This is a genomic window from Neobacillus sp. SAB-20_R2A (genome assembly GCF_049568635.1).
In the GTDB taxonomy this organism is placed as follows: Bacteria; Bacillota; Bacilli; order Bacillales; family Cytobacillaceae; genus Neobacillus; species Neobacillus citreus.
This window is the reverse complement of sequence record NZ_CP145895.1, coordinates 4672163-4698211: the sequence shown is the minus strand read 5'-3', so window position 1 is coordinate 4698211 and position 26049 is coordinate 4672163. Positions and strand designations below refer to the sequence as shown.

25 protein-coding genes and 1 other RNA gene are annotated in these 26049 nt (G+C 41.1%); 18 read left to right on the top strand and 8 right to left on the bottom strand.

Translation table 11 applies throughout. The features are described from left to right. The first annotated feature begins 46 nt into the window (after positions 1 to 46). The 4 genes from V5M37_RS23080 (at position 47) to V5M37_RS23065 (ending at position 4467) form a co-directional block, all read left to right on the top strand. Entirely contained in the window at positions 47 to 1030 is a 984-nt protein-coding gene (locus V5M37_RS23080; protein WP_423799306.1) for a class I SAM-dependent methyltransferase, read from the top strand. Positions 1031 to 1815: 785 nt separating this feature from the next. After that, the gene (locus tag V5M37_RS23075) at positions 1816 to 3009 is read left to right on the top strand and encodes an acetate kinase (protein ID WP_423799305.1); all 1194 of its coding nucleotides are present in this window, start codon (positions 1816 to 1818) and stop codon (positions 3007 to 3009) included. A gap of 106 nt (positions 3010 to 3115) precedes the next feature. Further along, the gene (locus V5M37_RS23070; RefSeq protein ID WP_423799304.1) at positions 3116 to 3958 is read left to right on the top strand and encodes an EcsC family protein; all 843 of its coding nucleotides are present in this window, start codon (positions 3116 to 3118) and stop codon (positions 3956 to 3958) included. Then, complete coding sequence (locus V5M37_RS23065; RefSeq protein WP_423799303.1) at positions 3955 to 4467, top strand: MogA/MoaB family molybdenum cofactor biosynthesis protein; 513 nt, start codon at positions 3955 to 3957, stop codon at positions 4465 to 4467. The genes V5M37_RS23070 and V5M37_RS23065 overlap by 4 nt, the downstream gene beginning before the upstream one ends. A gap of 69 nt (positions 4468 to 4536) precedes the next feature. On the opposite strand, the gene V5M37_RS23060 is transcribed toward V5M37_RS23065, so the two are convergent. Continuing rightward, complete coding sequence (locus V5M37_RS23060) at positions 4537 to 4851, bottom strand: hypothetical protein (RefSeq protein ID WP_423799302.1); 315 nt, start codon at positions 4849 to 4851, stop codon at positions 4537 to 4539. A gap of 117 nt (positions 4852 to 4968) precedes the next feature. Further along, on the bottom strand, positions 4969 to 5421 hold the full coding sequence (locus V5M37_RS23055; RefSeq protein WP_423799301.1) for a universal stress protein: 453 nt from the start codon (positions 5419 to 5421) through the stop codon (positions 4969 to 4971). Positions 5422 to 5524: 103 nt separating this feature from the next. On the opposite strand from V5M37_RS23055, the gene V5M37_RS23050 reads away from it, so the two are divergent. From V5M37_RS23050 to ald, 3 genes are all read left to right on the top strand, one after another. Then, on the top strand, positions 5525 to 5683 hold the full coding sequence (locus tag V5M37_RS23050; RefSeq protein ID WP_423799300.1) for a hypothetical protein: 159 nt from the start codon (positions 5525 to 5527) through the stop codon (positions 5681 to 5683). Between the two features lie 253 nt (positions 5684 to 5936). Then, entirely contained in the window at positions 5937 to 6122 is a 186-nt protein-coding gene (locus V5M37_RS23045; RefSeq protein WP_423802672.1) for a hypothetical protein, read from the top strand. A 63-nt stretch (positions 6123 to 6185) separates the two neighbouring features. Then, positions 6186 to 7304 (top strand): alanine dehydrogenase, encoded by a 1119-nt coding sequence (gene ald / locus V5M37_RS23040; RefSeq protein WP_423799299.1) that lies wholly within the window; start codon positions 6186 to 6188, stop codon positions 7302 to 7304. A 98-nt stretch (positions 7305 to 7402) separates the two neighbouring features. On the opposite strand, the gene ssrS is transcribed toward ald, so the two are convergent. Both ssrS and V5M37_RS23030 read right to left on the bottom strand, forming a co-directional pair. Further along, positions 7403 to 7599: non-coding RNA, 6S RNA (ssrS, locus tag V5M37_RS23035), on the bottom strand. 55 nt (positions 7600 to 7654) lie between these two features. Next, positions 7655 to 8752: a M24 family metallopeptidase gene (locus V5M37_RS23030; RefSeq protein ID WP_423799298.1), complete on the bottom strand. Its 1098-nt coding sequence runs from the start codon at positions 8750 to 8752 to the stop codon at positions 7655 to 7657. Positions 8753 to 8929: 177 nt separating this feature from the next. Here V5M37_RS23030 and V5M37_RS23025 point away from each other — a divergent pair, with 177 nt between their 5' ends. The 3 genes from V5M37_RS23025 (at position 8930) to V5M37_RS23015 (ending at position 11344) form a co-directional block, all read left to right on the top strand. Next, positions 8930 to 9610, top strand: coding sequence for a metal-dependent hydrolase (locus V5M37_RS23025; protein WP_378584295.1), 681 nt, complete (start codon positions 8930 to 8932; stop codon positions 9608 to 9610). A 62-nt stretch (positions 9611 to 9672) separates the two neighbouring features. Further along, the gene (locus V5M37_RS23020) at positions 9673 to 9909 is read left to right on the top strand and encodes a hypothetical protein (RefSeq protein WP_423799297.1); all 237 of its coding nucleotides are present in this window, start codon (positions 9673 to 9675) and stop codon (positions 9907 to 9909) included. A gap of 118 nt (positions 9910 to 10027) precedes the next feature. Beyond that, positions 10028 to 11344 carry a DRTGG domain-containing protein gene (locus V5M37_RS23015; protein ID WP_423799296.1) on the top strand — a complete coding sequence of 439 codons (1317 nt, stop codon included), beginning with the start codon at positions 10028 to 10030 and terminating at the stop codon, positions 11342 to 11344. Between the two features lie 49 nt (positions 11345 to 11393). On the opposite strand, the gene V5M37_RS23010 is transcribed toward V5M37_RS23015, so the two are convergent. Next, positions 11394 to 11702: a YtpI family protein gene (locus V5M37_RS23010; protein WP_213144618.1), complete on the bottom strand. Its 309-nt coding sequence runs from the start codon at positions 11700 to 11702 to the stop codon at positions 11394 to 11396. A 98-nt stretch (positions 11703 to 11800) separates the two neighbouring features. Here V5M37_RS23010 and V5M37_RS23005 point away from each other — a divergent pair, with 98 nt between their 5' ends. Next, positions 11801 to 12733: a DHH family phosphoesterase gene (locus V5M37_RS23005; protein WP_423799295.1), complete on the top strand. Its 933-nt coding sequence runs from the start codon at positions 11801 to 11803 to the stop codon at positions 12731 to 12733. Positions 12734 to 12876: 143 nt separating this feature from the next. On the opposite strand, the gene ytrI is transcribed toward V5M37_RS23005, so the two are convergent. Continuing rightward, positions 12877 to 13380, bottom strand: a complete 504-nt coding sequence (gene ytrI / locus V5M37_RS23000; protein WP_213119916.1) for a sporulation membrane protein YtrI — start codon at positions 13378 to 13380, stop codon at positions 12877 to 12879. Beyond that, entirely contained in the window at positions 13377 to 13715 is a 339-nt protein-coding gene (locus tag V5M37_RS22995) for a YtrH family sporulation protein (RefSeq protein WP_213144620.1), read from the bottom strand. Before V5M37_RS22995 ends, ytrI begins: the two co-directional genes overlap by 4 nt. A gap of 160 nt (positions 13716 to 13875) precedes the next feature. Here V5M37_RS22995 and dnaE point away from each other — a divergent pair, with 160 nt between their 5' ends. The 7 genes from dnaE to pyk all read left to right on the top strand — a co-directional run bounded on the left by dnaE (position 13876) and on the right by pyk (position 24300). Continuing rightward, positions 13876 to 17241, top strand: coding sequence for a DNA polymerase III subunit alpha (dnaE, locus tag V5M37_RS22990; protein WP_423799294.1), 3366 nt, complete (start codon positions 13876 to 13878; stop codon positions 17239 to 17241). A gap of 115 nt (positions 17242 to 17356) precedes the next feature. Next, positions 17357 to 18595, top strand: coding sequence for an NAD(P)-dependent malic enzyme (locus V5M37_RS22985; RefSeq protein WP_213144622.1), 1239 nt, complete (start codon positions 17357 to 17359; stop codon positions 18593 to 18595). A 55-nt stretch (positions 18596 to 18650) separates the two neighbouring features. After that, positions 18651 to 19217: a FadR/GntR family transcriptional regulator gene (locus V5M37_RS22980; protein ID WP_423802671.1), complete on the top strand. Its 567-nt coding sequence runs from the start codon at positions 18651 to 18653 to the stop codon at positions 19215 to 19217. 189 nt (positions 19218 to 19406) lie between these two features. Then, positions 19407 to 20294 (top strand): acetyl-CoA carboxylase, carboxyltransferase subunit beta, encoded by an 888-nt coding sequence (gene accD / locus V5M37_RS22975; protein WP_423799293.1) that lies wholly within the window; start codon positions 19407 to 19409, stop codon positions 20292 to 20294. After that, positions 20279 to 21256, top strand: coding sequence for an acetyl-CoA carboxylase carboxyl transferase subunit alpha (gene accA, locus V5M37_RS22970; protein ID WP_213144624.1), 978 nt, complete (start codon positions 20279 to 20281; stop codon positions 21254 to 21256). The genes accD and accA overlap by 16 nt, the downstream gene beginning before the upstream one ends. 303 nt (positions 21257 to 21559) lie before the next feature. Beyond that, complete coding sequence (gene pfkA / locus V5M37_RS22965) at positions 21560 to 22519, top strand: 6-phosphofructokinase (RefSeq protein WP_423799292.1); 960 nt, start codon at positions 21560 to 21562, stop codon at positions 22517 to 22519. Positions 22520 to 22539: 20 nt separating this feature from the next. Continuing rightward, positions 22540 to 24300 carry a pyruvate kinase gene (pyk, locus tag V5M37_RS22960; protein WP_423802670.1) on the top strand — a complete coding sequence of 587 codons (1761 nt, stop codon included), beginning with the start codon at positions 22540 to 22542 and terminating at the stop codon, positions 24298 to 24300. Positions 24301 to 24413: 113 nt separating this feature from the next. On the opposite strand, the gene ytvI is transcribed toward pyk, so the two are convergent. Then, positions 24414 to 25517, bottom strand: a complete 1104-nt coding sequence (gene ytvI, locus V5M37_RS22955) for a sporulation integral membrane protein YtvI (protein WP_423799291.1) — start codon at positions 25515 to 25517, stop codon at positions 24414 to 24416. Positions 25518 to 26049: the final 532 nt, after the last annotated feature.

Sequence of the window (26049 nt, the reverse complement as noted above, 5' to 3'; positions counted from 1 at the left end):
AATGAAGGCCTCCGCGGCAGCGGGGCCTTTTATCGTGAGGTGTAATATGAATATTTCTTCAACTGAAAAATTGTTTACAATGTTTAATGAAACAGCTTTAGTCTTACAGGAAGAATTGGATTGTTCTTTTTTGGAAGCTTTAGCTGAGACCGGCGAGAATCTTTTCCAAGCATCTATCCTTCAGGAAGAACTAAGTGAATTAACGCTAAAAAGACTGAAAAAGCAATATGAAGAGATAGATTTGGAGAAATACTCAAATGAGGATATTCGTAAGGCATTTCAGCTGGTTATTTTAAAAGGCATGAAAGAAAATGTTCAGCCCAACCATCAAATGACTCCTGATTCCGTTGGGATGCTCATTGCGTATTTGGTTGAGCGTTTTATTAAAAAACCATCCTTCCGTTTGCTTGACCCTGCAGTTGGTACCGGGAATTTATTAATGACGATACTAAACCATGTTCATAAAGAAATTGCGGCTGTTGGGGTAGAGATTGATGATCTTTTAATAAAGCTTGCTTATGTAAATGCAAATTTACAAGAAAATCCGGTTCAGTTCTTTAATCAGGATAGCCTTGAACCATTATTTATTGAATCAGTTGATGCTGTAGTGGCGGATTTGCCGATTGGATTTTATCCAAATGATATTCGAGCAGCAGATTACCAGCTACAAGCGAAAGAGGGTCATTCCTATTCGCATCATTTGTTTATTGAGCAAAGCGTCCGCCATACGAAACCGGGGGGCTATTTATTCTTCCTTATCCCTAATGGTCTTTTTGAGAGCCCCCAAGCTGGACAACTCCATGAGTATTTAAAGGAAGAGGTAATCATTCAAGGGCTTATGCAGCTGCCGAACAGCATGTTCCGTGATAAAAATTCCGCGAAAAGCATTTTAATTGTGCAGAAAAAAGGCGAGGAGATAAAGCCGCCAAAACAGGCGTTGCTTGTCAACCTTCCAAGTCTATCCAATCGTCAGGAAATGGATAAAATTTTAGTGAATATCGAAAAATGGTTCCAGGAAAACAAAGGGTGACGTTAAAAGTCACCTCAGATTGTCGAGAAAGGGTATTTTTCTCGGCATTTTTTATTTTGTTTAAATCTAAATTACGGATTTTTTATTAATTGATAATTTCTACAATGGGGCCTGTTAATTTCCGCTCCGGTCACTCGCTTTCCGCGGGGAGGTCCTGGAGCCTCCTCGGCGCTATGGCGCCTGCGGGGTCTCCAGTGACCTCTATATCCCGCAGGAGTCGAGTGCCCTCCGCTCCAATCAACAGGGAGGAAAACAACCTAATTATTGCAACACACATTTTCTTTTTCCAACCAGACTAATTAAGTCGCTAGAATTTGTCGTTCATTTATGATATATGAGAGGGACATTTCCCACTTGGATTCCATCGATTTTGTCCTTCATTGCTCTTCTGGCAAGAATATAATTGCTTCAACATTGTGAGTTGAAGTTTTTATTTATACACCTGTTGATTGGCGCGGAAGGCACGAAGACTCCTGCGGGAGTACGGGGCAGGGGAGACCCCGCAGGAGCGCAGCGACGAGGAGGCTTCCCGGCACGCCCGCGGAAAGCGAAGTGCCTGGAGCGCCAATCAACAGACTTGTTGAGAAACCTTATATTAATAATGTTTTAAGAAAAATGGGAATATAATTATTATTTGCCGAAAACGCTGCCACTTGAAATTGACCTTGAAATGTATGTTCTTCAGTGTTTAAATGTGAAATTGAGGGAGATAAACAAGAACGGTTTGCACAAAATAAAAGTGGGTATATGTATATAGATCGGTTTAAAAAAGGAGCGTTTAGCAAATGGCAAAAATAATCGCAATTAATGCAGGTAGTTCCTCTTTAAAATTTCAATTATTTGAAATGCCGGGAGAGGAAGTCATTACAAAAGGGTTAATTGAACGAATCGGATTGAATGATTCCATTTTCAATATCACTGCTAACGGTGAAAAAATTCAAGAGACACTTGATATCCCAAATCATGAAGTAGCAGTTAAAATGCTGTTAGATAAACTGACATCACTTGGTATTATCCAATCCTTAAACGAAATCGAGGGAATTGGCCATCGCGTCGTCCATGGGGGAGAGGAATTTAACGATTCTGTTATCATTACAGACGAGATATTAAATAAAATAGAAGCATTATCGGAGCTTGCTCCATTACACAATCCGGCGAATGTTACCGGAATTAAGGCATTCAAACAGGCGCTTCCAAATGTTCCGGCAGTGGCGGTGTTTGATACCGCATTTCACCAAACCATGCCTGCGAGCTCTTACCTTTATAGTCTGCCATATGAATATTACAAAAAATATGGCATCCGTAAGTATGGGTTCCATGGAACCAGCCATAAATATGTTTCACAGCGGGCTGCTGAATTATTAGGCCGTCCGATTGAACAACTGCGGTTAATTTCCTGCCACTTGGGAAATGGGGCAAGTATTACAGCCATTCAAGGAGGTAAGTCGATTGATACCTCCATGGGCTTTACACCGCTTGCCGGTGTTACGATGGGGACCCGCTCAGGAAATATTGACCCTGCTCTTATTCCATACATCATGGAGAAAACAGGGAAAACGGCTGAAGAAGTATTGGATGTTTTAAATAAAAAGAGTGGGATGCTGGCAGTGTCCGGTTTTTCAAGTGACCTCCGCGATATAGAAATCGAGGCAAAGCAAGGAAATGAACGGGCGAAGCTTGCGTTGAACGTGTTTTCAAATCGAATTCATAAATACCTAGGCTCCTATGCAGCCCGTATGTACGGTGTCGATGCGATTATTTTTACAGCGGGTATCGGAGAAAATAGCGATGTAATTCGTGAAAATGTTTTAAAAGGTCTGGAGTTTATGGGAGTTTACTGGGACCCTGCTCTTAACAAGGTAAGAGGCAAAGAAGCGTTTATCAACTATCCGCATTCACCGGTTAAAGTATTGGTCATCCCAACTAACGAAGAAGTAATGATAGCTAGGGACGTGCAGCGTTTAGCATCATCTCATTAATTCATAAAAAGGCAAAGGCTAAAATAATGCGGCTTTTGCCTTTTTATCATTGAATTTTAATATGATATACTGAATAAAAAAGGCTTTCAAAGGGTGGGATGGAAGCATGCCATTAACAGACCAGGAAAGAAAAAAATTAGCCGAAATCCGGCAATGGGAAAAAAACTTATTAAGCTATGAAGCAAACGACTTTCAACTAACCTATGAAAAATATTTGGAACGGTCCTTCTCCATTATGCCAGAGAATCTTCAAAGGCAGTTTTTTTCAGGTCTAGACAGCTGGCTGTTTCATTTGCACGGAATTATCCAAGGCTCACAGCTTCAAATGGATGCAAAGGACAGAATCATCACCTCCGCGAGAATTTTTAACAAGGACACAGAAAAAATAGAAGACCTAAGGCAATTGAATTTCGATCAATTGCAATACATAGCTGAACAGCAAATTGCCAAACACCGGCTATATTCGTTTATCCAGGGTGGTTTGGCAGGGACCGGCGGGAAACTTTTGCTTGGGACGGATATTCCAGCCATTGCAGTAATTAATTTAAGAGTCGTTCAATTAATTGCCATGTCCTATGGTTTTGAAGTCAACACTCCCTATGAATTGATGACTTCTTTAAAGGTATTTCATACAGCGACGCTGCCGCCAAGAATGAAAAAAGATGGCTGGGCCACTTTAATGGCTGAATTGGAGCAGAATGAAAATCCTTATTTCTATGAAGGAACAGAAGAGATAATAGATATCACCTGGCTTGAGCAGCCACTTCAGCAGCTGTTTAAAGCGGTGGTCATTACATTATTCAGAAAAAAACTTGTTCAAGGGGTTCCGCTAATCAGTATGGCAATTGGAGCAGGCGCCAATTATCAACTGACGAGGAAGGTGACGGAATTGGCTCAGAAATATTATCAGCTTCGTTATTTAAAAGAAAAAGAGGAGTTTGGCGAATGAGTATTCAAGAACATAGAAAATCAGCCCAGATTCAAGTGAATTGTAAAGTGATTACAGTTAGTGATACACGTGACAAAGAGACGGATAAAAGCGGCGGATTGATGATTGATTTGCTTGAAGAAGCAGGCCACAAGGTTGTTGACTACTGTATTGTAAAGGATGAGGCTCTGCCCATTCAGGAGGAAATACTGAAAGGCTGTGAGCGTGAGGATATTGATGTGATCCTGACAAATGGCGGAACAGGTATTGCCAAACGGGATGTAACAATTGAAACGGTTCAAAGTCTGCTTGAAAAGGAAATGACCGGATTCGGTGAAATCTTTCGCATCCTGAGCTATCTAGAGGATATTGGTTCTGCGGCTATACTTTCAAGGGCAGTTGCAGGCGTTATTAAAAATAAAGCTGTTTTCTCAACACCAGGCTCCTCCGGCGCTGTAAAACTTGCTATGAACAAACTGATTTTGCCCGAAATCGGCCATGTCGTAAAAGAAATTAAAAAAGATTTATAGGATGATAAGGGGCCATTACCTAGCACTGCTTTAATACTCCGTAGCAGTGAGGTTATGGCCCTTAACTTTTTATTGATGAACTTTTCCTGAAACTCTTTGGTCTGCACGGTACCAGAGCCATAAATCATTGATGATGGAAGCCAATTCGGAAATTTCTGTGTTTAATTGACACGAGCGGGGGAAGTCATTTTCATCTGAAAGCTGTGCTTGTTTATGGTTGATTTCCTGTTCCAGTTCCGCAATTCGGTCGGGAATCGAGCCTCGTATCCGTTCCCAATGATAGAGAATAGCTTCTTGATTTGCTTTGCTGTACTGATTCCAATCCGCTCGTAAATCAGGTATATAAATGCCAAGACGTGAGTCGAATGTAAAGTCCTCTTTCATAGAAGCCTCCAAAAATCAATTATAGGTTGATTTTATTTTACTACACATCTATGGTGCATTCACGCAAAAAAGTTCAAAATAAAGCACGAAGCCTATTTAGCTTCGTGCAGTATGTCTTTAATCTATATCTTTTAAGGTACGAACGATGAGAACATCACATGGCGCGTAACGGGTAATATGCTCAGAAACGCTGCCAATAAAGAATCTTTCCACCATATTCATTCCGGTTGCACCGCAAATAATTAAATCTACATTATGCTTCTTAGCCAAATCCCTAGGAATCCTTACTTTAGGAGAACCGAAATCAATTTCATACTGAACATTTGAGAGACCGGCATCCTCTGCCTGCTTTTGGTAGTTTTCAAGCATATCCTTGGCTAGTTTCTCTGCTCTTTCTCCAACAACCGTGTCATAGGCTTCAATTAAGGCAAATGATCTAGTATCAATGACATGAACTAATAGAAGGCTGGAATTGTTCCTTTTTGCGACTTCAATCCCCTTTTTAAAAGCCCAATCTGCTTCCTTTGATCCATCTATCGCGACTAAAATATGTTGATATTTAAGTCCCATGATTATCATCTCCTCACCTTGATTATACAATATTTTACAACGAATAACTGTTGCAATTTTTCGAACAATAATGAAGTAACTAACATAAAAAGGGGTGGGGTAAATGACTAAATTTGATCCGAATAAGCAATATTCATTTGAGTTTGATGAAAATGGGGCAATTGAGGTAAGTGAACAAATTATGAATTCTTATAACAGCGGTTTTATTGGCGAAGGAACGGCAATAGCGACAAATGGAAATTTTTCAGCAGTTGAGGAATAGTTAATGGCGGAGGGGGCTGTTCAAAGAACAGCCCTTATTATTTGTGCATTAGTCTATGAAATTCTTCTGGAATGGGGCATTTACCCAAGAATTTACCTCCGCGTTCGCATATTCTTTAGTGAATTCTGAAAAAGAGGAAAGAGAAAATTAAAAAAATGGGGAGAGATGCAACTTGTATCACGTCATGAATACTATGCCCAGTCATACCATAGTAGATATAAACCATAATATAACAGACCCAAGTGACCCGAGAATTTACCATGGGTTTGGGCACGGAGGATTTCATCATGATGGTTATGGCCATTATGGCGGCTATGGCCATTACGGCGGTTTTGGCACCCCGTTCTTAACTGGGTTGGCCGCAGGAGCCTTGTTATCCCCGTATGGATACGGTTATGGATACCCATACTATGGATATCCGTCTGGCTATTACTATTAAAATATGAATGCCTTGCCGAATATGGCAGGGTATCTTTAACAAATAGATTTGGAGGTATGGAAAATGCGAATTGGAGTACCTAAAGAAGTGAAAAACAATGAAAATCGTGTGGCCATGACTCCAGCAGGAGTAAGCAATTTGGTTAACTACGGCCATGAGGTTTACATTGAAAAAGGAGCCGGAATGGGGTCTGGATTCACCGATGATGATTATTTGTCGGCCGGGGCTAAATTAACTGAATCTGCAGACAAAGCTTGGTCAATGGACATGGTTATGAAGGTGAAAGAACCAATTCCAAGTGAATATAAATATTTTCGGGAAGGTCTGATCCTATTTACATATTTGCATCTAGCGCCTGAACCCGAATTAACAAAGACTTTAATCGAAAACAAAGTGGTTGGTATCGCGTATGAAACGGTCCAGCTTCCAAACGGAAGCCTTCCACTGTTAACACCAATGAGTGAGGTTGCAGGAAGAATGGCGGCCCAAGTTGGTGCGCAATTTTTGGAAAAGGTTTATGGAGGCAAGGGAATCCTTCTCTCAGGTGTACCTGGTGTGCAAAGAGGAACGGTGACAATTATTGGCGGCGGTGTCGCGGGGACAAATGCAGCCAAAATGGCGATTGGTTTGGGAGCAAAAGTGACAATCATTGATTTGAATCCAGACCGCCTTCGCCAATTAGATGATATTTTTGGCTCAGAAGTCACAACGTTAATGTCAAACCCTTATAATATTGCTGAAGCAGTAAAGGAATCGGATTTAGTAATTGGGGCGGTATTAATACCCGGTGCGAGAGCCCCGAGGCTGGTAACGGAAGAAATGATTAAGACAATGAAACCTGGGAGTGTTGTGGTGGACATCGCGATTGACCAAGGCGGGATTTTTGAAACAACCGACAAAATCACCACCCACGATAACCCGACCTATATTAAACATGGTGTTGTCCATTATGCTGTTGCCAACATGCCGGGTGCTGTTCCAAGAACTTCGACCATTGCTTTAACAAATGTAACCGTTCCTTATGCCGTTCAGATTGCCAATAAAGGCTACCGGCAGGCCTGTTTAGAAAATGTAGCATTATTAAAGGGTATCAATACACTAGACGGCTATGTAACCTATAAGGCGGTTGCGGATGCTCAAGGACTGGAATACAGAGAAGCAAAAGGCTTACTTGATCAGTAAGGAACAGGAAAAAAGGGAGGCCGCCAAAGCGGTTCTCCCTTTTGTATTAAAAAAATAAAAACCAGCTTCATATGAAAGCTGGTGAGAAAGACCCAAATTAAAAAGCCGCATTTGCCGTACCTCATATAAGAAAGTTTTAAACCACCACTCCTCAAAGTGGGTGTTTTCAGAAGCTTTTCTGCGTGTCCTCCACGTCATATAGACAGAGGCTTGTCATTCCAGCTTCGATGTTTAAACTCCCTATAACAGCTTAAAGGTTAAAACTTTATTATTGTTACGTACAACGCAGCCTGTATTTGTATGTTACATCAAATCAATCTACATTTCAATGTAAAAAAAATCCAAACAGGTTACTTTATTATTTGTAACTCTTTCGGGAATTTTGTTAATGCTCTTGCTCCATCGGCTGTAATATACACATCATCTTCAATGCGTACGCCTGCAACACCAGGAACGTAGATGCCCGGTTCAATAGTGTATACCATTCCTTCTTGAAGAACAAGCTGGTTTGTTTCCTTTATGGAAGGATATTCATGGATGCTAATTCCCAGTCCATGGCCAAGCCGATGTGGAAAATATTCTCCATAGCCTGCATCCCCGATGATTCTTCTGGCAGTCAAATCAACTTCCGCTGCTGTTACACCTGGTTTGCTTGCCTCTAATGCGGCTAACTGTGCTTTTAATACTGTATCATAGATTTCCTTTTGCTTATCGTTAATATCCCCGTAAGCAACTGTTCTTGTGATATCAGAACAATAGCGGTCGACGACAACACCCAAATCAAATAAGATGAAATCGCCTTTTTTAATTCTGGTCATGCCTGGATTGCCGTGTGGAGAGGCGGCGTTCGCACCAGTTAACACCATAGTTGAAAACGACATTTCTGTTACGCCTTTTTGCTTTAGTGCGTATTCAAGGGCGTTAAGAACATCAAGCTCGGTTTTCCCTTCTTTAATTTCACTGGCTCCAAACTGAACTGCGTAATCTGCAAGGGCGCACGCCTCTTCAATGGCTTTTAATTCTTCTGCATCCTTAATCATGCGGAGAAGTCTTAATTTTTCTTCAACAGAAATGAACGCTGCATTTGGGAATAATTCCGTAAGCTGTTCATAGCGTTCCACATTCATGTGTTCTTTTTCGATTGCTGCTTTTCCAACAGTAATTCCGCGCTTCTTAATCGCATTTACAATCATATCCCATGGATTAACAATGTCGTTAAAGCCAATGATTTCATGCTGCCAGCCGGCATTTTTTGCATTGTAAATCTCCATTTCCGGACAAACCAAAAACGGCTCTTCTTCTTGAAAGACAGCAAGAGCAAGCAATCGTTCATGCGGGTCTGTATAGTAGCCGCTTAAGTAAAATACATTTTCAGATGAAGTAACAAAGCTTACATGAATATCATTTTCCTTCATCCAGCTTTGCAGCTTTTCAATTCGTTGATTCATTATCAGGGTCCTCCCTTTTTAAAAGCATTTCCTATTTGAGAGTATCAATAGAAAAATAAAATGTAAACTATCTGATTTTATGATGTGCTAAAACAGGATTGATATGGGTATATTGTGGAAGGATTTCCGAAACTTTTATGGAAGTAGTTAATATAGTTTTTGAAAGGGGTAATGTAAATGAAAATTTCTTATCACGGTCATTCTGTCGTCCAAATTAACACTAATGGAAAAACGATTTTAATTGATCCGTTTATTACAGGAAATAGCTTAACAGATTTAAAGGCCGAGGAAGTACATGCAGATGTGATTGTTTTAACGCATGGGCATAATGACCATGTCGGTGATACTGTGGCAATCGCGAAAAGATGCGGATCGCTTGTTGTTGCTAATGCCGATCTGACTACATATCTTAGCTGGCAAGGCGTTGAAACACATGGAATGAATATCGGCGGCGCGTGTCATTTTGATTTTGGAACAGTTAAACTGACCCAGGCCTTTCATGGTTCAGGCTACGCAACACACAACAATGAAATCATTTATTGCGGCATGCCGACAGGGGTTTTATTTAGCAGTGAAGGCAAAACCATTTACCATGCAGGCGATACTGGATTGTTTTCAGACATGAAGTTGATTGGCGAACGTCATCCAATTGATGTGGCCTTCCTTCCAATTGGCGATAATTTTACAATGGGGCCAGAGGATGCTGCCTATGCGGCTAAGCTATTGCAGGCAAAAACAGTGGTGCCAATTCACTACAATACATTCCCGCCAATCAAGCAGGATCCTAATCGATTCATTGAATTACTTGAAGAGAAAAACGGAAAAGTGTTAAACCCGGGTGAAGCAATCGAAATTTAACTACTTTTTTTCCTCCTTATAGCATAAAAATAAAACAAGCATTCTGTTAAGGAGGAAGGAAGATGAAAAAGAATAGATATTTACTATGTATTTTACTTGCAGCACTTATGCTGTATTTTGCGGTTCCTAGGCTTTCGGTAACGGCTGAGGGGACGCAAGGAATTTTTTCAATCGCTTGGCTAGGATTTGCTCTAGTGGTCATTGCCGGAAATCTTACCGCGCTTCTTTATACACCAAAAAAGCAAATCTCAAAGCAGCAATTGGGGCAATTAAAGAAGAAATCCCGCTCTTTTCATTAAGGAGCGGGATTTCTTTATAAGAAACCGCATTGAATCAAGACTTTTTTAACTTTATAATGAAATTGGAGACATTTTCGGATACGGATAGATTGGAATTTGATTATAAAGGGTGAAGGTCTTGGCGACAAAGCATGAACAAATTTTAGAATATATTGATGGACTGCCGATTGGGGAGAAAATCTCTGTCAGGCAAATTGCCAAAGCAATGAGTGTCAGCGAAGGAACTGCCTATCGTGCCATTAAAGAAGCCGAGAATAAAGGCTACGTCAGTACGATAGAACGGGTTGGCACGATTCGGATTGAACGGAAGAAAAAAGAAAATATTGAAAAGCTTACCTTTGCGGAAGTGGTCAACATTGTCGACGGTCAAGTATTGGGCGGAAGAACGGGACTGCATAAAACGCTCAATAAATTTGTGATCGGTGCTATGAAATTGGAAGCCATGATGCGCTACACTGAGGCAGGAAATCTGTTAATCGTCGGAAATCGGACACAGGCCCATGAGCTTGCGTTGAAAGCTGGAGCAGCCGTACTCGTTACCGGAGGCTTTGATACGGAGGAGCAAGTTAAACGATTAGCAGACGAACTTGAGCTTCCGGTTATCTCTTCAAGCTACGACACTTTTACTGTCGCTACGATGATAAATCGGGCGATTTACGACCAATTAATTAAAAAAGAAATTATTTTAGTAGAAGATATCTTAACACCCTTATCGGAGACTTATTATTTAAAAACAACCGATAAGGTTTCAAGATGGCATGAATTAAACCAGCAAACTACACATAGCCGCTACCCTGTTGTTGACCATAACATGAGAATCCAGGGGATGGTAACAAGTAAAGATGTTTTGGGTCAGGATATGGATATAACGATTGATAAAATAATGACAAGACAGCCTATGACTGTAAACGGTAAAACAAGTATTGCTTCAACGGCGCATATGATGGTCTGGGAAGGTATTGAAGTACTTCCTGTAGCGGACGACTCCAATCACTTAGACGGGCTGATCAGCAGGCAGGATGTCCTGAAGGCACTGCAAATGAACCAGCGGCAGCCGCAGGTGGGGGTAACTCTTGATGATATTGTCACCAATCAGATAGGAATTTTACAGGGGAAAGATAAAGGAGAAGATGCTTTTACCTGTGAAGTGACCCCGCAAATGACAAATCACCTTGGGACCATTTCCTATGGTGTATTTACGACCATCGTCTCCGATGCCGCCAACCGAGTGCTGAAAAGCTATAAAAAAGGTGATCTTGTCGTCGAAAATATGACAATTTACTTTATTAAACCGGTTCAAATGGAAAGCACATTGGAAATCTATCCAAGAGTGCTGGAAGTAGGGCGAAAGTTTGGAAAGGTAGACGTGGAAGTATTTAATGAAGGCGTTCTTGTCGGAAAAGCAATGATGATGTGCCAATTGATTGACAGATAACATGACAAATAGCCGCTTCCTTCGTATTCAGGGAGCGGCTATAGTTATGTTATTTTTCTGCCTCAAGCATTTCAGCTTCTTCAATGGCAAACCGATGGTAATGCTTATATTTTTTGAATCCTACCCAACTAAATAAGACTCCATATATAATGAATATGGCTGCAACGATATAAGCCGCAGTTGAGGTGGAAAGGAAGATGGTATTAATCCCAAACATAAGGACAAAAAGCCCGAGGGCAATATTGGACTTAGCAGAAAGCCATTTCTTTTCAACAGGACGATTGCTCCGGATGTATTTTGTTTTATAAAATAAATAAAAAGCAAATAAAATAACGATAAGAAAAACCAAACCTAGCATCTAATGTTCCTCCAATTTTAAAAATCACCTAATATTTTACCTGTATTTGAAGGAAAATGCTACAATGTTCATAAAAGGATGGTTGAAAAGGAGAATATATGAAAGAGAAAATACTGGAAACAATCAAACAATATGACACGATTATTATCCATCGCCACGTTCGTCCTGATCCTGATGCCTATGGTTCACAGGGCGGATTGGCAGCTATCTTAAAGGCGTCTTTTCCGGAAAAGAATATTTATGCAGTTGGGCAGGAGGAGCCGACCCTCCACTTTATGAGAAGGCTGGATGAAGTCGCAGACGAAGTTTATGAGGGCGCACTGGTGATAGTCTGCGATACGGCCAATCAAGAAAGGATTGACGATAAGCGCTACACTAAGGGGGATATGCTGATTAAAATCGATCATCACCCAAATGAAGATCCGTATGGCGATTTATTGTGGGTCGATACGACTGCAAGCTCCTGCAGCGAAATGATTTATGAATTTTATTTAGATGGAAAAGAAAAAGGGCTAAAAATAAATGATGAAGCAGCAAGACTGTTATTCGGCGGCATTGTCGGGGATACTGGAAGATTTCTGTTTCCGAGTACAACGGACAAGACATTTGCTTATGCGGGAGAGTTGATCCACTTTAATTTCTCGCGTACGGAGTTGTTTGACAGAATGTATGAACTAGAACCAAATATTATTAAGTTAAATGGGTACATATTGCAGAACTTTGATATGCAAGAAAACGGCGTTGCAGCAGTTAGACTGACAAAGGAACTGCTTGAGGAATACCATGCAAGACCTGCAGAAGCGTCATTGTTAGTCAGTACCTTAGGGGATGTAAAAGGGATTAAAGCATGGGTTTTCTTCATTGAGGAAAGTGATCAGATAAGGGTGCGGCTTCGTTCAAAGGGACCGGTCATCAATGTGGTCGCCAGAAAGTTTAACGGAGGAGGTCATCCGTTAGCGGCAGGTGCCTCCATCTATTCATGGGATGAAGTAGATAATGTACTTAGAGAACTACATGCAGTTTGTAAATAATACACAAAGAAACGGCCAGATGCGGCCGTTTCTTTATTCAGCTAATAGGAAAGTATAAATTTTCACAAATTTATACTTTCCTAACGCATGAATTCAATTACGTCTCTGTCTTCGTCCTATCGGACTCGCCAATCGACGAGTTTTCATTCAGCAAATTCCATTTCCAACTGTATGGTCAGGGTGGTATAGATAACCATTTCCTTTACCTTAAGGCGATACCGCTTTTCGTTTAATTCATATGGTTTGTTTTCAATGATTTTTTTCAGCATGTCTTTGCTTTTAGCGACTGTTTCCAAATCTTTTGCCAGTACGATTTTGATATCATCTCTGACGGCTTCTTCTGTTTGAAAAACACTGAACTGATCTAATTTATATTTCTCCCAGTTGGTTATTCGGATATTTATTTTTTCAATCGTGATTTTTCCTAAATTTTTATTATTCAATTCAGCGTAATCTTGTTGCCAAATTTTAACGTCGTCTTTTAACTCCGCTATATCCTTCTGCTGCTTTCTGATTAATTTTGCATTGTCCTCTTGAAAAACTCCATAAATATATAAAAATATGCACCAGCTGATGGCACCGCCGACGGCCATTCCGGAAATAAAACGCTGCCACGAAGGTCTGCGGTAATAAGGAGGAATTCTCATGATGAAATATGCTCCTGGGTCAGCCAGTTAATAATCAGTGCACCTGTCTGGGCACCGCCCAAGGCCGAAAGAATTAATAGAAATTGTTTAAATAGGTCTTTCGTATCGGCGTTTAAAAAACCGCGTTCAAATGTATAAACCGTATCAAAAGTTCCTCCTATCGCCGCCACAATCGCCCAAATTCTAAGGGCGGATGATAATCGGTAAACCGTTGTTAATGGAGGCTGTCCAGTTATAAAGGAGGCAATCCCCCCAATAAGCGAACCTCCCAGCACAACTCCTAACGCAATAAAATAGCTTTCGATAAAAGCTGGAAAAAAACCAAGTTCTTTCATTCCTTCAACCGCCTTTGTCTAGCCAAATGATCTTTATACATTTATATGGACAAGTGCAATTTAATATGAGTTGGCAGTGAAAAATAGAACATATTTTCTTTTTTTCATATCAAGTTTTATAATGGAAGTAAGATAAAAGTAGAATGAGAGGTGCGACCGGATGTCTTTTATTCACCTTCATGTATATAGTGCCTATAGTTTATTGACCAGCACGGCGTCTGTATCCGATTTAGTGGAGAATGCCCGAAGCAAAGGATTTCGGACGCTGGCATTAACCGACCGGAATGTTATGTACGGGACGATTGAATTTTATAAGCTTTGCAAAAAACAACAAATAAAACCGATTATTGGACTGACGGTGGATATCGAAAGTGAACGGATGGAAGAAGGACCGTATCCACTTGTGTTGTTAGCGGAAAATGACGCAGGCTATAAGAATCTATTAAAAATATCCAGTGCCGTGCAAACAAAGGCTGAAAATGGACTTCCTCACAAATGGCTCAAAGCTTATTCTAAGGGACTCATTGCCATTACACCGGGAATAGAAGGGGAGATTGAGCAGGCTTTATTAACAAACGAAGTGGCTTTGGCCAAAGATATTGCTCTTGAACTTTCTGATATTTTTGGCCGCGGCAATTTTTATCTTGCCCTTCAAGACCATCAGCTTGAACAGGAAAAAACACTTAGGGAACCGCTCCTCCGGCTTTCAAAAGAATGGAATATCCCGCTCGCGGCCACCAATCAAGTTTATTATTTGGAAAAAGAAGATATGTTTGCTCATGAATGCCTGTTAGCCATTAAAAATGGTGACAAATTGCAGGACGACCATCGTCAGCAGCTGGGCAGTGACCAATTCTATTTAAAAAGTTCCGCTGAAATGGCTGAGTGCTTTGCGGATGTCCCGGAGGCGCTGGAAAATACGCTTAGGATTGCTAAACGTTGTAATATAAACATAAATTTAGACAAAACGTACCTTCCATCCTTTCCAACGGAAAACAGCATGCCGGCGGAAGAATATCTGGAAAAACTTTGTCAAAAAGGTTTAAAGGAAAGAATTTCGGAGGAACCATCAACGGAGTACTTGGACCGCCTGGCCTATGAATTGAATGTAATTAAGCGGATGCAGTTCAGCAATTATTTTTTAATTGTTTGGGATTTTATGAGATACGCACGGGAAAAGGGGATTTTAACCGGACCGGGCAGGGGATCTGCTGCTGGGTCCCTAGTCGCCTATGTGTTATACATAACCGATGTTGACCCTCTTGAGCATCATCTGTTGTTTGAGAGATTTTTAAACCCTGAACGGATTTCCATGCCTGATATTGATATCGATTTTCCCGACCATCGCCGGGATGAGGTCATTGAATATGTGGCACAAAAATATGGAGAGCTGCATGTTGCACAAATTGCTACATTCGGTACACTTGCTGCGAAAGCAGCCTTAAGGGATGTCGGAAGGGTGTTCGGTTTAAATACGAAAGAGTTGGATTATATGTCAAGGCTTATTCCTTCTCGCCCGGGTCTAACCTTAAAGGATGCCTATAAGGAATCGGAAGGTTTACGGAAATTCATCCAGGAGACTCCTTTAAATAGCCGATTGTTTAATACAGCGCTGAAACTGGAAGGGCTGCCCCGTCACACCTCAACGCACGCTGCAGGTGTTGTCATCAGTGAGAAGCCGTTAATCGACTTAATCCCGATTCAGCAAGGATCAGGTGAGATTTTTTTAACCCAGTTTTCTATGGAATACTTAGAGGAACTGGGTCTGCTCAAAATGGACTTCTTGGGGCTTAGAAATTTATCGTTAATTGAAACGATCCTGTCTTCCATCTATCGCCACACAGGAAGGAGATTGGATATTGGCTCTATACCGCTTGATGATGATAAAACCTTCAATCTATTAGCTCAAGGCGAAACAACAGGTATTTTTCAGCTTGAATCAGAGGGAATGAGGAAGGTGTTAACACGCCTGAAGCCGACTCATTTTGAGGATATTGTTGCTGTCAACGCTTTGTACAGGCCGGGTCCGATGGAAAATATCCCGCTTTTTATTGACAGGAAGCATGGCATGCAGAAAATTGATTATCCGCATCCTGACCTTCAGGCGATCCTTGAGAATACGTACGGCGTCATTGTCTATCAAGAACAAATTATGCAGATTGCTTCCATCATGGCAGGATTTTCCCTTGGTGAAGCAGATCTGTTAAGAAGAGCGGTTGGGAAGAAACAAAAAGAAGTGTTGGATAAAGAGCGTCAGCATTTTGTCCAAGGCACGCTGAAGAAGGGATACAGCGAAACTTTGGCAAATGAAATATATGATTTGATTGTCCGATTCGCCAATTATGGGTTTAATCGCAGCCATGCCGTGGCTTATAGCTTAATTGCCTATCAGCTCGCCTTTTTAAAAGCCAATTATCCGGTTCACTTTATGGCTGGCCTGCTTACCTCCGCCATCGGAAACGAGGCGAAAATCGGCCAGTATATTTTAGAAGCAAAACAAAAGGAAATTGATATCCTATCTCCTTCCATTAATTTGAGCAGTTATTTATTTCAAGTGGAGAAAGGAAAAATCCGCTATAGTCTGGGTGCCATCCGCGGGGTTGGGGCGGCTGCTTTGAAGGAAATTTTTCAAGCGAGAAAACGAAAGAAGTTTAGCGATTTATTTGATTTTTGTATCAGGGTATCGGGAAAGGCAATCAATCGTAAAACACTTGAATATCTAGTCCATTCCGGCAGTTTTGATGAATTCGGGGAGGACCGGGCCGTCCTATTGGCCAGTCTGGATGTTGCGATCGAGCATGCGCAAATATTTAAAACGGATGACACAAATCAAATTGATATGTTCGAGGATGAACTGATTCCGAAACCGAAATATGTGCAGGTTGATGAAATGACCCAACAAATAAAGCTTTCCTATGAAAAAGAGGCGCTTGGTTTATATCTTTCCAATCACCCGATCTCCATTTTTGAAAAAAAGCTTAGACGGGCAGGTGCTCAAGCCTTATTTCAATTAAATAGCCAGATCAGGAAGGCGCAAGCAGGAGTCTACATTACATCCAAAAAATCAATCCGGACGAAAAAAGGGGAATCGATGGCCTTTTTAACTATAAGCGATCCAACCGGTGAAATGGAGGCAGTCGTTTTTCCTGATGCATACCGAAAATACTCCCAATACTTAGGGGAAGGATGCTTTGCCCTGCTTGAAGGGAAAGTCGAAGAACGTGATGGAAAGCGGCAATTGATTATTCAACAAGTTACAGAAATCGAGAAATGGCTGGATGCGCATGCAGTCAAACAGACTGTGCTGTATTTAAAAATCACCCATGACAAGGAAGATGAAAGGACTCTCCAAGAATTAAACAAGCTTCTAAGTAGCAATAAGGGGACTGCAACGGTAGTCTTGCATTATGACACCACAAAGAAAACAGTAAGGTTAGGCGCGGAAAAAAATATTAACCCCCATTCGGAAATTATCCAATCCTTAAAGGATTTATTGGGTAGTCATAACGTAGTCTTGAAAGATTAAATCTTTACAACTTTGGAAGATATGTTATAGTGGTAAGGAGACATGTGTGGTCTGACCACCAATGTTAAAACGGGGAATTTATTTTATTTTTTTATTCATTTGCGGGGTGACAGTCTTGACTTTAAGAGAAGAAGCATTACATATGCATCGAATTAATAAAGGGAAATTAGAGTCGAAATCGAAGGTGCCAGTAAGAAATGCACAGGATTTAAGCTTAGCCTATTCTCCAGGTGTAGCAGAACCTTGTAAGGATATTTATGAAAAACCGGAAACTGTCTACGACTATACAATGAAAGGGAATATGGTTGCAGTTGTTTCTGACGGAACAGCCGTTCTTGGACTTGGCAATATTGGCCCTGAAGCAGCGCTGCCGGTTATGGAGGGTAAAGCGGTCTTGTTTAAGAGCTTTGCCGGCGTCGATGCCTTTCCAATTTGTTTAAACACTACCGATGTAGACAAAATTGTTGAGACTGTTAAGCTTTTAGAACCTACCTTTGGCGGGGTAAATCTTGAAGATATTGCCGCCCCAAACTGCTTTGTCATTGAGGAAAGATTAAAGAAGGAAGCGAATATTCCAGTGTTCCATGATGATCAGCATGGAACAGCTATAGTAACCGTAGCAGGACTTGTCAATGCTTTAAAGCTGACAGGCAAGAAAATGACGGAAATTAAAGTCGTGGCTAACGGTGCAGGAGCAGCAGGGATTGCCATTATAAAATTATTATTTAGCTATGGTGTAAGAGATATCATCATGTGTGACACTAAAGGTGCGATATATGAAGGTCGTCCGGAAGGCATGAACAATGTGAAGGCTGAAGTGGCGAAGTATACGAACCGTGACAGCTTGGCAGGAAGCCTGAAGGATGTAATTAAGGGTGCCGATGTATTCATTGGTGTTTCCGCTGCGGGTTCGTTAACGAAAGAAATGGTTGCATCCATGAATACTGACCCGATTATTTTTGCGATGGCAAATCCGGTACCGGAAATTATGCCTGATGAAGCGAAAGAAGCAGGGGCAAAAGTAGTGGGAACAGGACGTTCTGATTTTCCGAATCAGGTAAACAATGTTCTTGCATTCCCTGGGATTTTCCGCGGAGCACTTGATGTTCGGGCTACCCATATTAATGAAAAAATGAAAATTGCTGCAGTTGAAGCCATTGCCGGTTTGATTAAGGAAGAGGAAATCAATGCAGATTATGTCATTCCGGGGCCATTTGACCCGCGGGTTGCTCCAAATGTTGCCGCTGCAGTAGCAAAAGCTGCCATGGAAACAGGTGTAGCACGGATAAAAGTAGATCCTGAAGATATAAAGGAAAAAACAAAAAGGCTCGCTCTAATTGGCAAAAGTGAGTGATTCTTTCGTGAGCAATTCTAAAGTGTACCTAGAGATTTTAAAACAGCTAAGAGAAATGATAACGGATGATGGACTAAAGCAGGGGGATAAAATTCCTTCGGAACGTGAACTGTCGGAGCGCCTGAATGTCGGGCGCTCTTCCGTTAGAGAAGCACTGAGAGCTTTGGAACTGTTAGGCTTAATTGAAACACGCCGGGGTGAGGGTACTTATCTTCGAGACTTCCGGGGAAATCAATTGGTCCAGCTTCTCAGCACGTTTATTTTGCAGGATGAAAAAGCAAAACTGGATGTCTTCGAAACAAAAAACTTTATCGAAATGGATGGTCTGCGCCTCGCACTGAAAAGAATGGACCGATCGAATATCGCTGCCGTGAAAGAATGGGTGACGGAGTCAGAAGGATTCCAGGATGATGAATTTTTTTATCAGATTTTTGAAGCCGCAGACAACCATCTTTTTTTTAAGATATGGGAAATCTTAAAGGATTACTATCATTCGTTATCTTCTTCTCCTGTAGAGTACAAGCGTGAAGACTATCTATATTTATTGGATGCAATGGCTGATAAAGACGAAATGAAGGTCCTTTTGGCATACGTTCAATTACGAAAATTGTCATCTGTCTAACGACAGAAAGCAACAGATTTTGAACTTTTTTTATTTTATAGTAAATTATACAAGCCCCTTTTTAGGGCATTTTTAAATCCTTCAGTGGTCTGGCCACCTATCGGTATATGTATGAGAAAGCCAATTGTTAGAAAGACTGCTGATAGATTATCGTCATCAGCCAAAATTCCATACAAGGAGGTTTATTTTTTGGCGCTTAAAGATTTATTTTCCAAAAACCAGACAAAAAAGAAGAAATACGCAACCATTCCTACAGAAGCGGCGAAAAGCGACGTTCCTGAAGGAATAATGACAAAATGTCCTTCATGCAAAAAAATTATGTATACAAAAGAACTTTCAAAAAACTTAAAGGTTTGTCTTCATTGCGGACATCATTTCCCTATGAATTCAAAGGAGCGTATTGAAAGTTTTCTTGATGAAGGAAGCTTCGAGGAATTCAACGAAAATATGATTTCAAAGAATCCTTTGAATTTTCCCGACTATCTAGAAAAGGTTGAAAAGGACCGCAAAAAAACCAATATAAATGAAGCGGTTGTCACTGGGGTTGGTACAGTTAACGGCCATAAAGTCGTTGTGTCCGTTATGGATTCAACCTTCCGTATGGGCAGTATGGGATCGGTTGTCGGCGAAAAAATTACCTTAGCGATTGAAAAAGCGGATGAATTGTCCGTTCCATTCGTTATTTTTACAGCATCGGGCGGAGCCAGGATGCAGGAAGGTGCACTAAGTTTGATGCAAATGGCGAAAACAAGTGTTGCCTTAAAGAAATTCAGCGACAATGGCGGTTTAATCATTTCAATTATGACCCATCCAACAACTGGCGGGGTGTCTGCTAGCTTTGCATCATTGGGGGATTATAACCTTGCCGAACCTGGAGCATTAATCGGTTTTGCGGGACGCAGGGTGATTGAGCAGTCAATCCGTGAAAAATTGCCGGAAGACTTTCAAACAGCAGAGTTTTTGTTAAAACATGGGCAGCTTGATGCCATCATTTCCCGATTAGAATTGGCAGAGAAAATTGCAACGATACTTGATATCCATCAGCCAGGGGGTGTGTTTGAATGGCAGGCGAATTAGAATTTGAACGCCCGATCAATGAACTGAGAAAAAAAATAGCTGAGCTTAAGGAATTTACAGATACCACTGATGTGGATTTGAGTTCGGAAATCAATAAATTAGAGGCCCGGTTGGAGAAGCTGGAACGGGAAATATATGAAAATATTAAACCGTGGGACCGGGTGCAAATAGCCCGCCATCCTAACAGGCCAACAACCTTGGATTATATTTCCTATCTATTTGACGATTTCTTTGAATGCCATGGGGACAGGACTTTTGGCGATGATGAAGCGATTGTTGGCGGGATTGCCAAATTTAAAGGGTTGCCTGTCACAGTAATAGGCCATCAGCGTGGAAAGGATACGAAGGAAAATATCCGCAGAAACTTTGGAATGCCTCATCCTGAGGGCTACAGAAAGGCTTTGCGGTTGATGAAGCAGGCTGATAAGTTCAACCGGCCGATTATTTGTTTTATCGATACGAAAGGCGCATACCCTGGTAAAGCAGCAGAAGAGCGGGGACAGAGTGAAGCAATTGCCCGTAACCTGTTCGAAATGGCAGGGTTGAAAGTACCAGTTATCTGTATTGTCATTGGTGAAGGCGGAAGCGGCGGCGCGCTTGGACTAGGTGTTGGCAACCGGATTTACATGCTTGAAAACTCCACCTACTCAGTCATTTCGCCTGAGGGAGCGGCGGCAATTTTATGGAAGGACGCTGCCTACGCTAAAAATGCGGCAGAATCTATGAAAATCACGGCGCCTGACCTAAAGGAACTAGGAGTTATCGATGATATCGTTCCAGAAATTAAGGGCGGTGCTCACAAGAATGTGCAAGGACAAGCTGCGGAAATTGAACCTGTCCTAATTAAATCTTTGGAGGAGCTTTTGAAGCTTTCTGCTGACCAATTAATTGCTGATCGATACAAGCGTTTTAGAACAATCGGAGAGTTTGGATTGATAAATGAATACATTGGAGTAAATTAAGGAAAATGCGTGCTCATTTGGGCACGTTTTTTCGTTGAGCATTCACAAAAAGTTCATATAAAAATGGCTGTAAAATCCATGACAACGTTCTCATTATGTTATGAAACGCTTTCAGTTAACGAACTATTCCGTCTATTCTAAAATGGCTATTGACATAGTTGTTATGGCTATTGCTTCGTGATATTTTATTAATATTCAAGGGTTTTATGTTAATAATAGAAGAAGGAAAACAAATGCAATTATAAACCATCCTTCTTAAAGAGGCTTACATAGTACCTTTATCCTATTAATGAGGTGATTACCATGAAAAAAATTGGGGTGCTGACAAGCGGCGGGGATTCACCAGGAATGAACCCAGCAATCCGCGCTGTTGTCCGAAAAGCCATTTATCACAATGTTGAAGTTTATGGCATCTACGGTGGTTACTCAGGGTTAATTTGCGGCAATATAAAAAAGCTTGAGCTCGGTTCAGTTGGAGATATCATTCATCGCGGAGGAACAATGCTTCAATCGGCCCGCTGCCCGGAATTTAAAACAACAGGGGGCCAGCAAAAAGGAATTGAACAGTTAAAGGCTCATGGTATTGAAGGACTTGTCGTCATTGGCGGTGACGGGTCATATCGCGGTGCGAAGGCATTGACAGAGCTTGGCTATCCTTGTGTTGGTGTACCGGGTACGATTGATAATGACATTCCTGGAACTGATATGACAATCGGTTTTGACACGGCATTAAATACAGTCATTGATGCAATAGATAAAATTCGCGACACGGCTACCTCGCACGAAAGAACTTTTATTATTGAGGTAATGGGGCGAGATGCCGGTGATATTGCCTTGTGGGCAGGGCTTGCCGGAGGAGCGGAAACGATTCTGATTCCAGAAGAGAATTACAACATGGACGAGATTGCTGATCGTTTGAGAAAAGGTCAAGAACGTGGGAAAAAGCATAGTATTATTGTGGTCGCCGAAGGTGTATGCAGCGGGGGTGAGTTTGCTAAGCAGCTAAAGGATGCCACCAACCTCGATACAAGGGTATCAGTATTGGGACATATTCAACGTGGGGGTTCGCCAACTGCCGCAGATCGGGTGCTTGCCAGCAGATTGGGTGCGAGAGCAGTGGAACTTCTAATTGAGGGCAAAGGCGGCCGTGCTGTCGGTGTGGAGAATAACAAGCTTGTCGACTACGACATTATTGACGCTCTTGCCAAAAAACATACATTGGATCTTGAACTATTTAATCTTTCTAAAGAACTTTCGATTTAAAAAAGGGAGGGCAAGAAATGTTGCGCAAAACAAAAATTGTTTGTACGATTGGCCCTGCAAGTGAAAGTGTTGACAATTTAACACAATTAATGAATGCAGGAATGAATGTAGCACGATTAAATTTTTCTCATGGGAATTTTGAAGAACACGGCGCTAGAATCAAGAATATCCGTGAAGCAGCCGGTTTAACAGGTAAAACAGTTGCCATTTTGCTTGATACAAAGGGGCCAGAAATTCGTACCCACAATATGCAAAATGGAGCTATTGAACTGAAGTCCAGAGAAGAAATTATTGTATCAATGACTGAAGTGGAGGGAACCACAGAGAAATTTTCCGTTACATACGAAGGTTTAATTGATGATGTACAAGCAGGTTCCAAAATTCTGTTGGATGACGGTTTAATTGGGCTGGAAGTGATCAACATTGATCATTCTAAGGGCGAAATTAAGACGAAAATTTTAAACAGTGGTACATTGAAAAATAAAAAAGGTGTTAATGTGCCGGGAGTTTCAGTTAACCTGCCCGGTATTACAGAGAAGGATAAACAGGATATTTTATTTGGAATTGAGCAGGGCGTTGATTTTATCGCGGCCTCATTTGTTCGCCGTTCCAAGGATGTCTTGGAAATTCGCCAGCTTTTAGAAGAAAACCAGGCAACACATATCCAAATTATCCCTAAAATTGAAAACCAAGAAGGCGTCGATAATATTGATGAAATTCTTGAGGTTTCAGACGGACTGATGGTAGCACGCGGTGACCTTGGTGTAGAAATTCCTGCAGAAGAGGTTCCATTGGTGCAAAAATCTTTGATTAAGAAATGTAATGCCCTAGGTAAACCGGTTATTACTGCAACACAAATGCTTGATTCAATGCAAAGAAATCCAAGGCCAACTCGTGCGGAAGCAAGTGACGTGGCCAATGCCATTTTTGATGGAACAGATGCTATAATGCTTTCTGGAGAAACTGCTGCAGGGCTATATCCGGTTGAAGCAGTGCAAACGATGCATAATATCGCTTCACGGGCTGAACAGGCTCTGAACCATAAAGAAATCCTTTCACACCGCAGCAAGAATGCAGAACACAACCTAACTGATGCGATTGGTCAATCGGTTGCTCATACAGCATTAAATTTAGAGGTAAAGTCAATTATCACGCCAACTGAAAGTGGACATACAGCTAGGATGATTTCAAAATATCGTCCGAAGGCAGCGATCGTGGCAATTACTGCGGATGAATCAACCTGCAGGCGTCTAGCACTTGTCTGGGGAGTTTATCCACGGATGGGAAGAATGTGTACCACGACGGATGAAATGCTTGAAAGCGCCGTAGAGGAAAGCTTAAACAGCGGCATTGTTAAACACGGTGAGCTGGTGGTCATTACTGCTGGTGTTCCTGTCGGAGAAGCGGGAACAACGAATTTAATGAAAATCCATGTAGTGGGCGATATTATTACGAAGGGACAAGGGATTGGACGCAAGTCCGCTTTTGGAAAAGTCGTTATTGCCCATGATGCAAATGAAGCTACTGAAAAGGTAAAAACGGGTTCCATTCTTGTAACCATCGGCTCCGACCGGGAAATGGTTCCGGCCCTTGAGAAATGTGCCGCCCTTATTACAGAGGAAGGCGGCTTAACAAGCCATGCTGCTGTTGTTGGTTTAAACTTAGGTATTCCTGTTATTGTGGGAGTTGAAAATGCACTCAAACTGTTTAAGGAAGGCCAAGAAATCACGGTGGACGCATCAAGAGGCATTATTTATAACGGACATGCTAGTGTACTATAATAAAAAAACTCGCCAATCGGCGAGTTTTTTTAGCTAATAGGAAAGTATAAATTCAACTACGGCTCTGTTTTCGTCCTATCGGACTTGCCAATCGGCGAGTTTTCCTTTAGCTTTTAAGCTTCTTTTCCCACGATAAACTTCCATAAATCATGAAAAACATTGGCCCTGTATAGCGTGCTTATGATGACAAGAGTTACGGGACCGACAATTAATCCAAGAAAGCCGATTAGTTTAAAACCTACGAAAAGTGCAATTAGTGTTGCCAAAGGGTCCAGTCCAATGTTTGAAGAAAGGATTTTTGGCTCCATGATCTGTCTTTGAACCAACACGATTATATATAGGACACCAAGCCCAATGGCAAGCCCCACGTCGCCGCTTATAACTTCATAGACAATCCAAGGGACGAATACCGCTCCTGTACCAAGGTAGGGAATAATGTCGACTAGACCAGTCAAAAGGGCAATGGTAATGGCATAGTCCACACGAAGAATAAGCAATCCAACAAGAATGATAACCGTTGTTATGGAAATCAGCGTCAACTGCGCTCTAATAAAGCCGAAAAGTGCCTTTTTCAAATCAACAAATACTGTTTTTCCACTTGTTCTGGCTTTTTGTGGCAAAAGCCTTCCACCCATCGCCTTTAAACGGTACCAATCCTTGCTGATGAAAAAGGTTGCCAACAAGGAGAAAATCAATACGGTTGCAGCATTTGGAATCCATGAAATAACATTAGGAATGCTGCCAAAAAAGCCTTGAATAAAGTTTCCGACAGTTGACCCTACCCTTTTGCCGATATTCTGAATATTAGTAATGATCGTGTCTTTCTGCCCGGGATTCAACTTATTAAAGACGCTAGTTAATTGATTGTACAAATCTGTAAAATAGTCTTCTAGGAATTTAATTAAAGTGTTTAAATGCTCTGGAATAACTTTAGCTAAGTAAGTGGCTCCGGTAACGATCTCGACTACGAGCAAAGTAATCAAGCCGGCAAAGATGGCAAATATAATAATGAGGGCAACAAAAACAGCAAGTACTCTTGGCATTTTTGTTTTATTTTCAAAAAGATTGACTAGCGGGTTTATGGCAAGTGCTATAATAAGGCCGATTAAAAATGGATAGGTTATTCTTGATAAATAGTAAAAGGAAAGCAGCCCTAAAACAACAACGCCGATAACAATTAAAAACCTAATGCTCCGGTTTATGTATTTGGGATTCAAAAGTAATAGACCTCCATTTTTTTAAAATCGCTTACTCTATTTTACCATTTTATTAATTTTTCTGCATATTTTTCCATCGCCTAAAATTTCTTCTTAAATTTATACGTTCAGTTATTAAAATTAGTTTCAGAGGAATATAGAAAAAAACTACTGGAGTTATTGTATTCCACATCATCGATAATGTTATGGTAAAATAACTTTAAGGGAGATTCGGTGAAAACATAGGCTGAAACTAAGTGAAATGGCTCTTGTTTTTAGCGCCGTTTTTTTTGAAATAATATTTTTTTGCTATTTTTAATTCCTTTTCATTCACAAAAATCTGATTATTGTTTATAATAGGCTTGTAGCAATATCTTTTTTTACATAAACCGTATAGGAATACTGGAATACTTGAAAAATTATTTATTCCTGTGAATGAAAGGGCATACAGACTTTTTGGTTTTAATCCGAGCAATCGCTCAGTCACCTAGGGTAATGATCAGTTTATCGGCGATGATTTTGCAGTGGAAATCTTCAAATTACTTTATGCCGT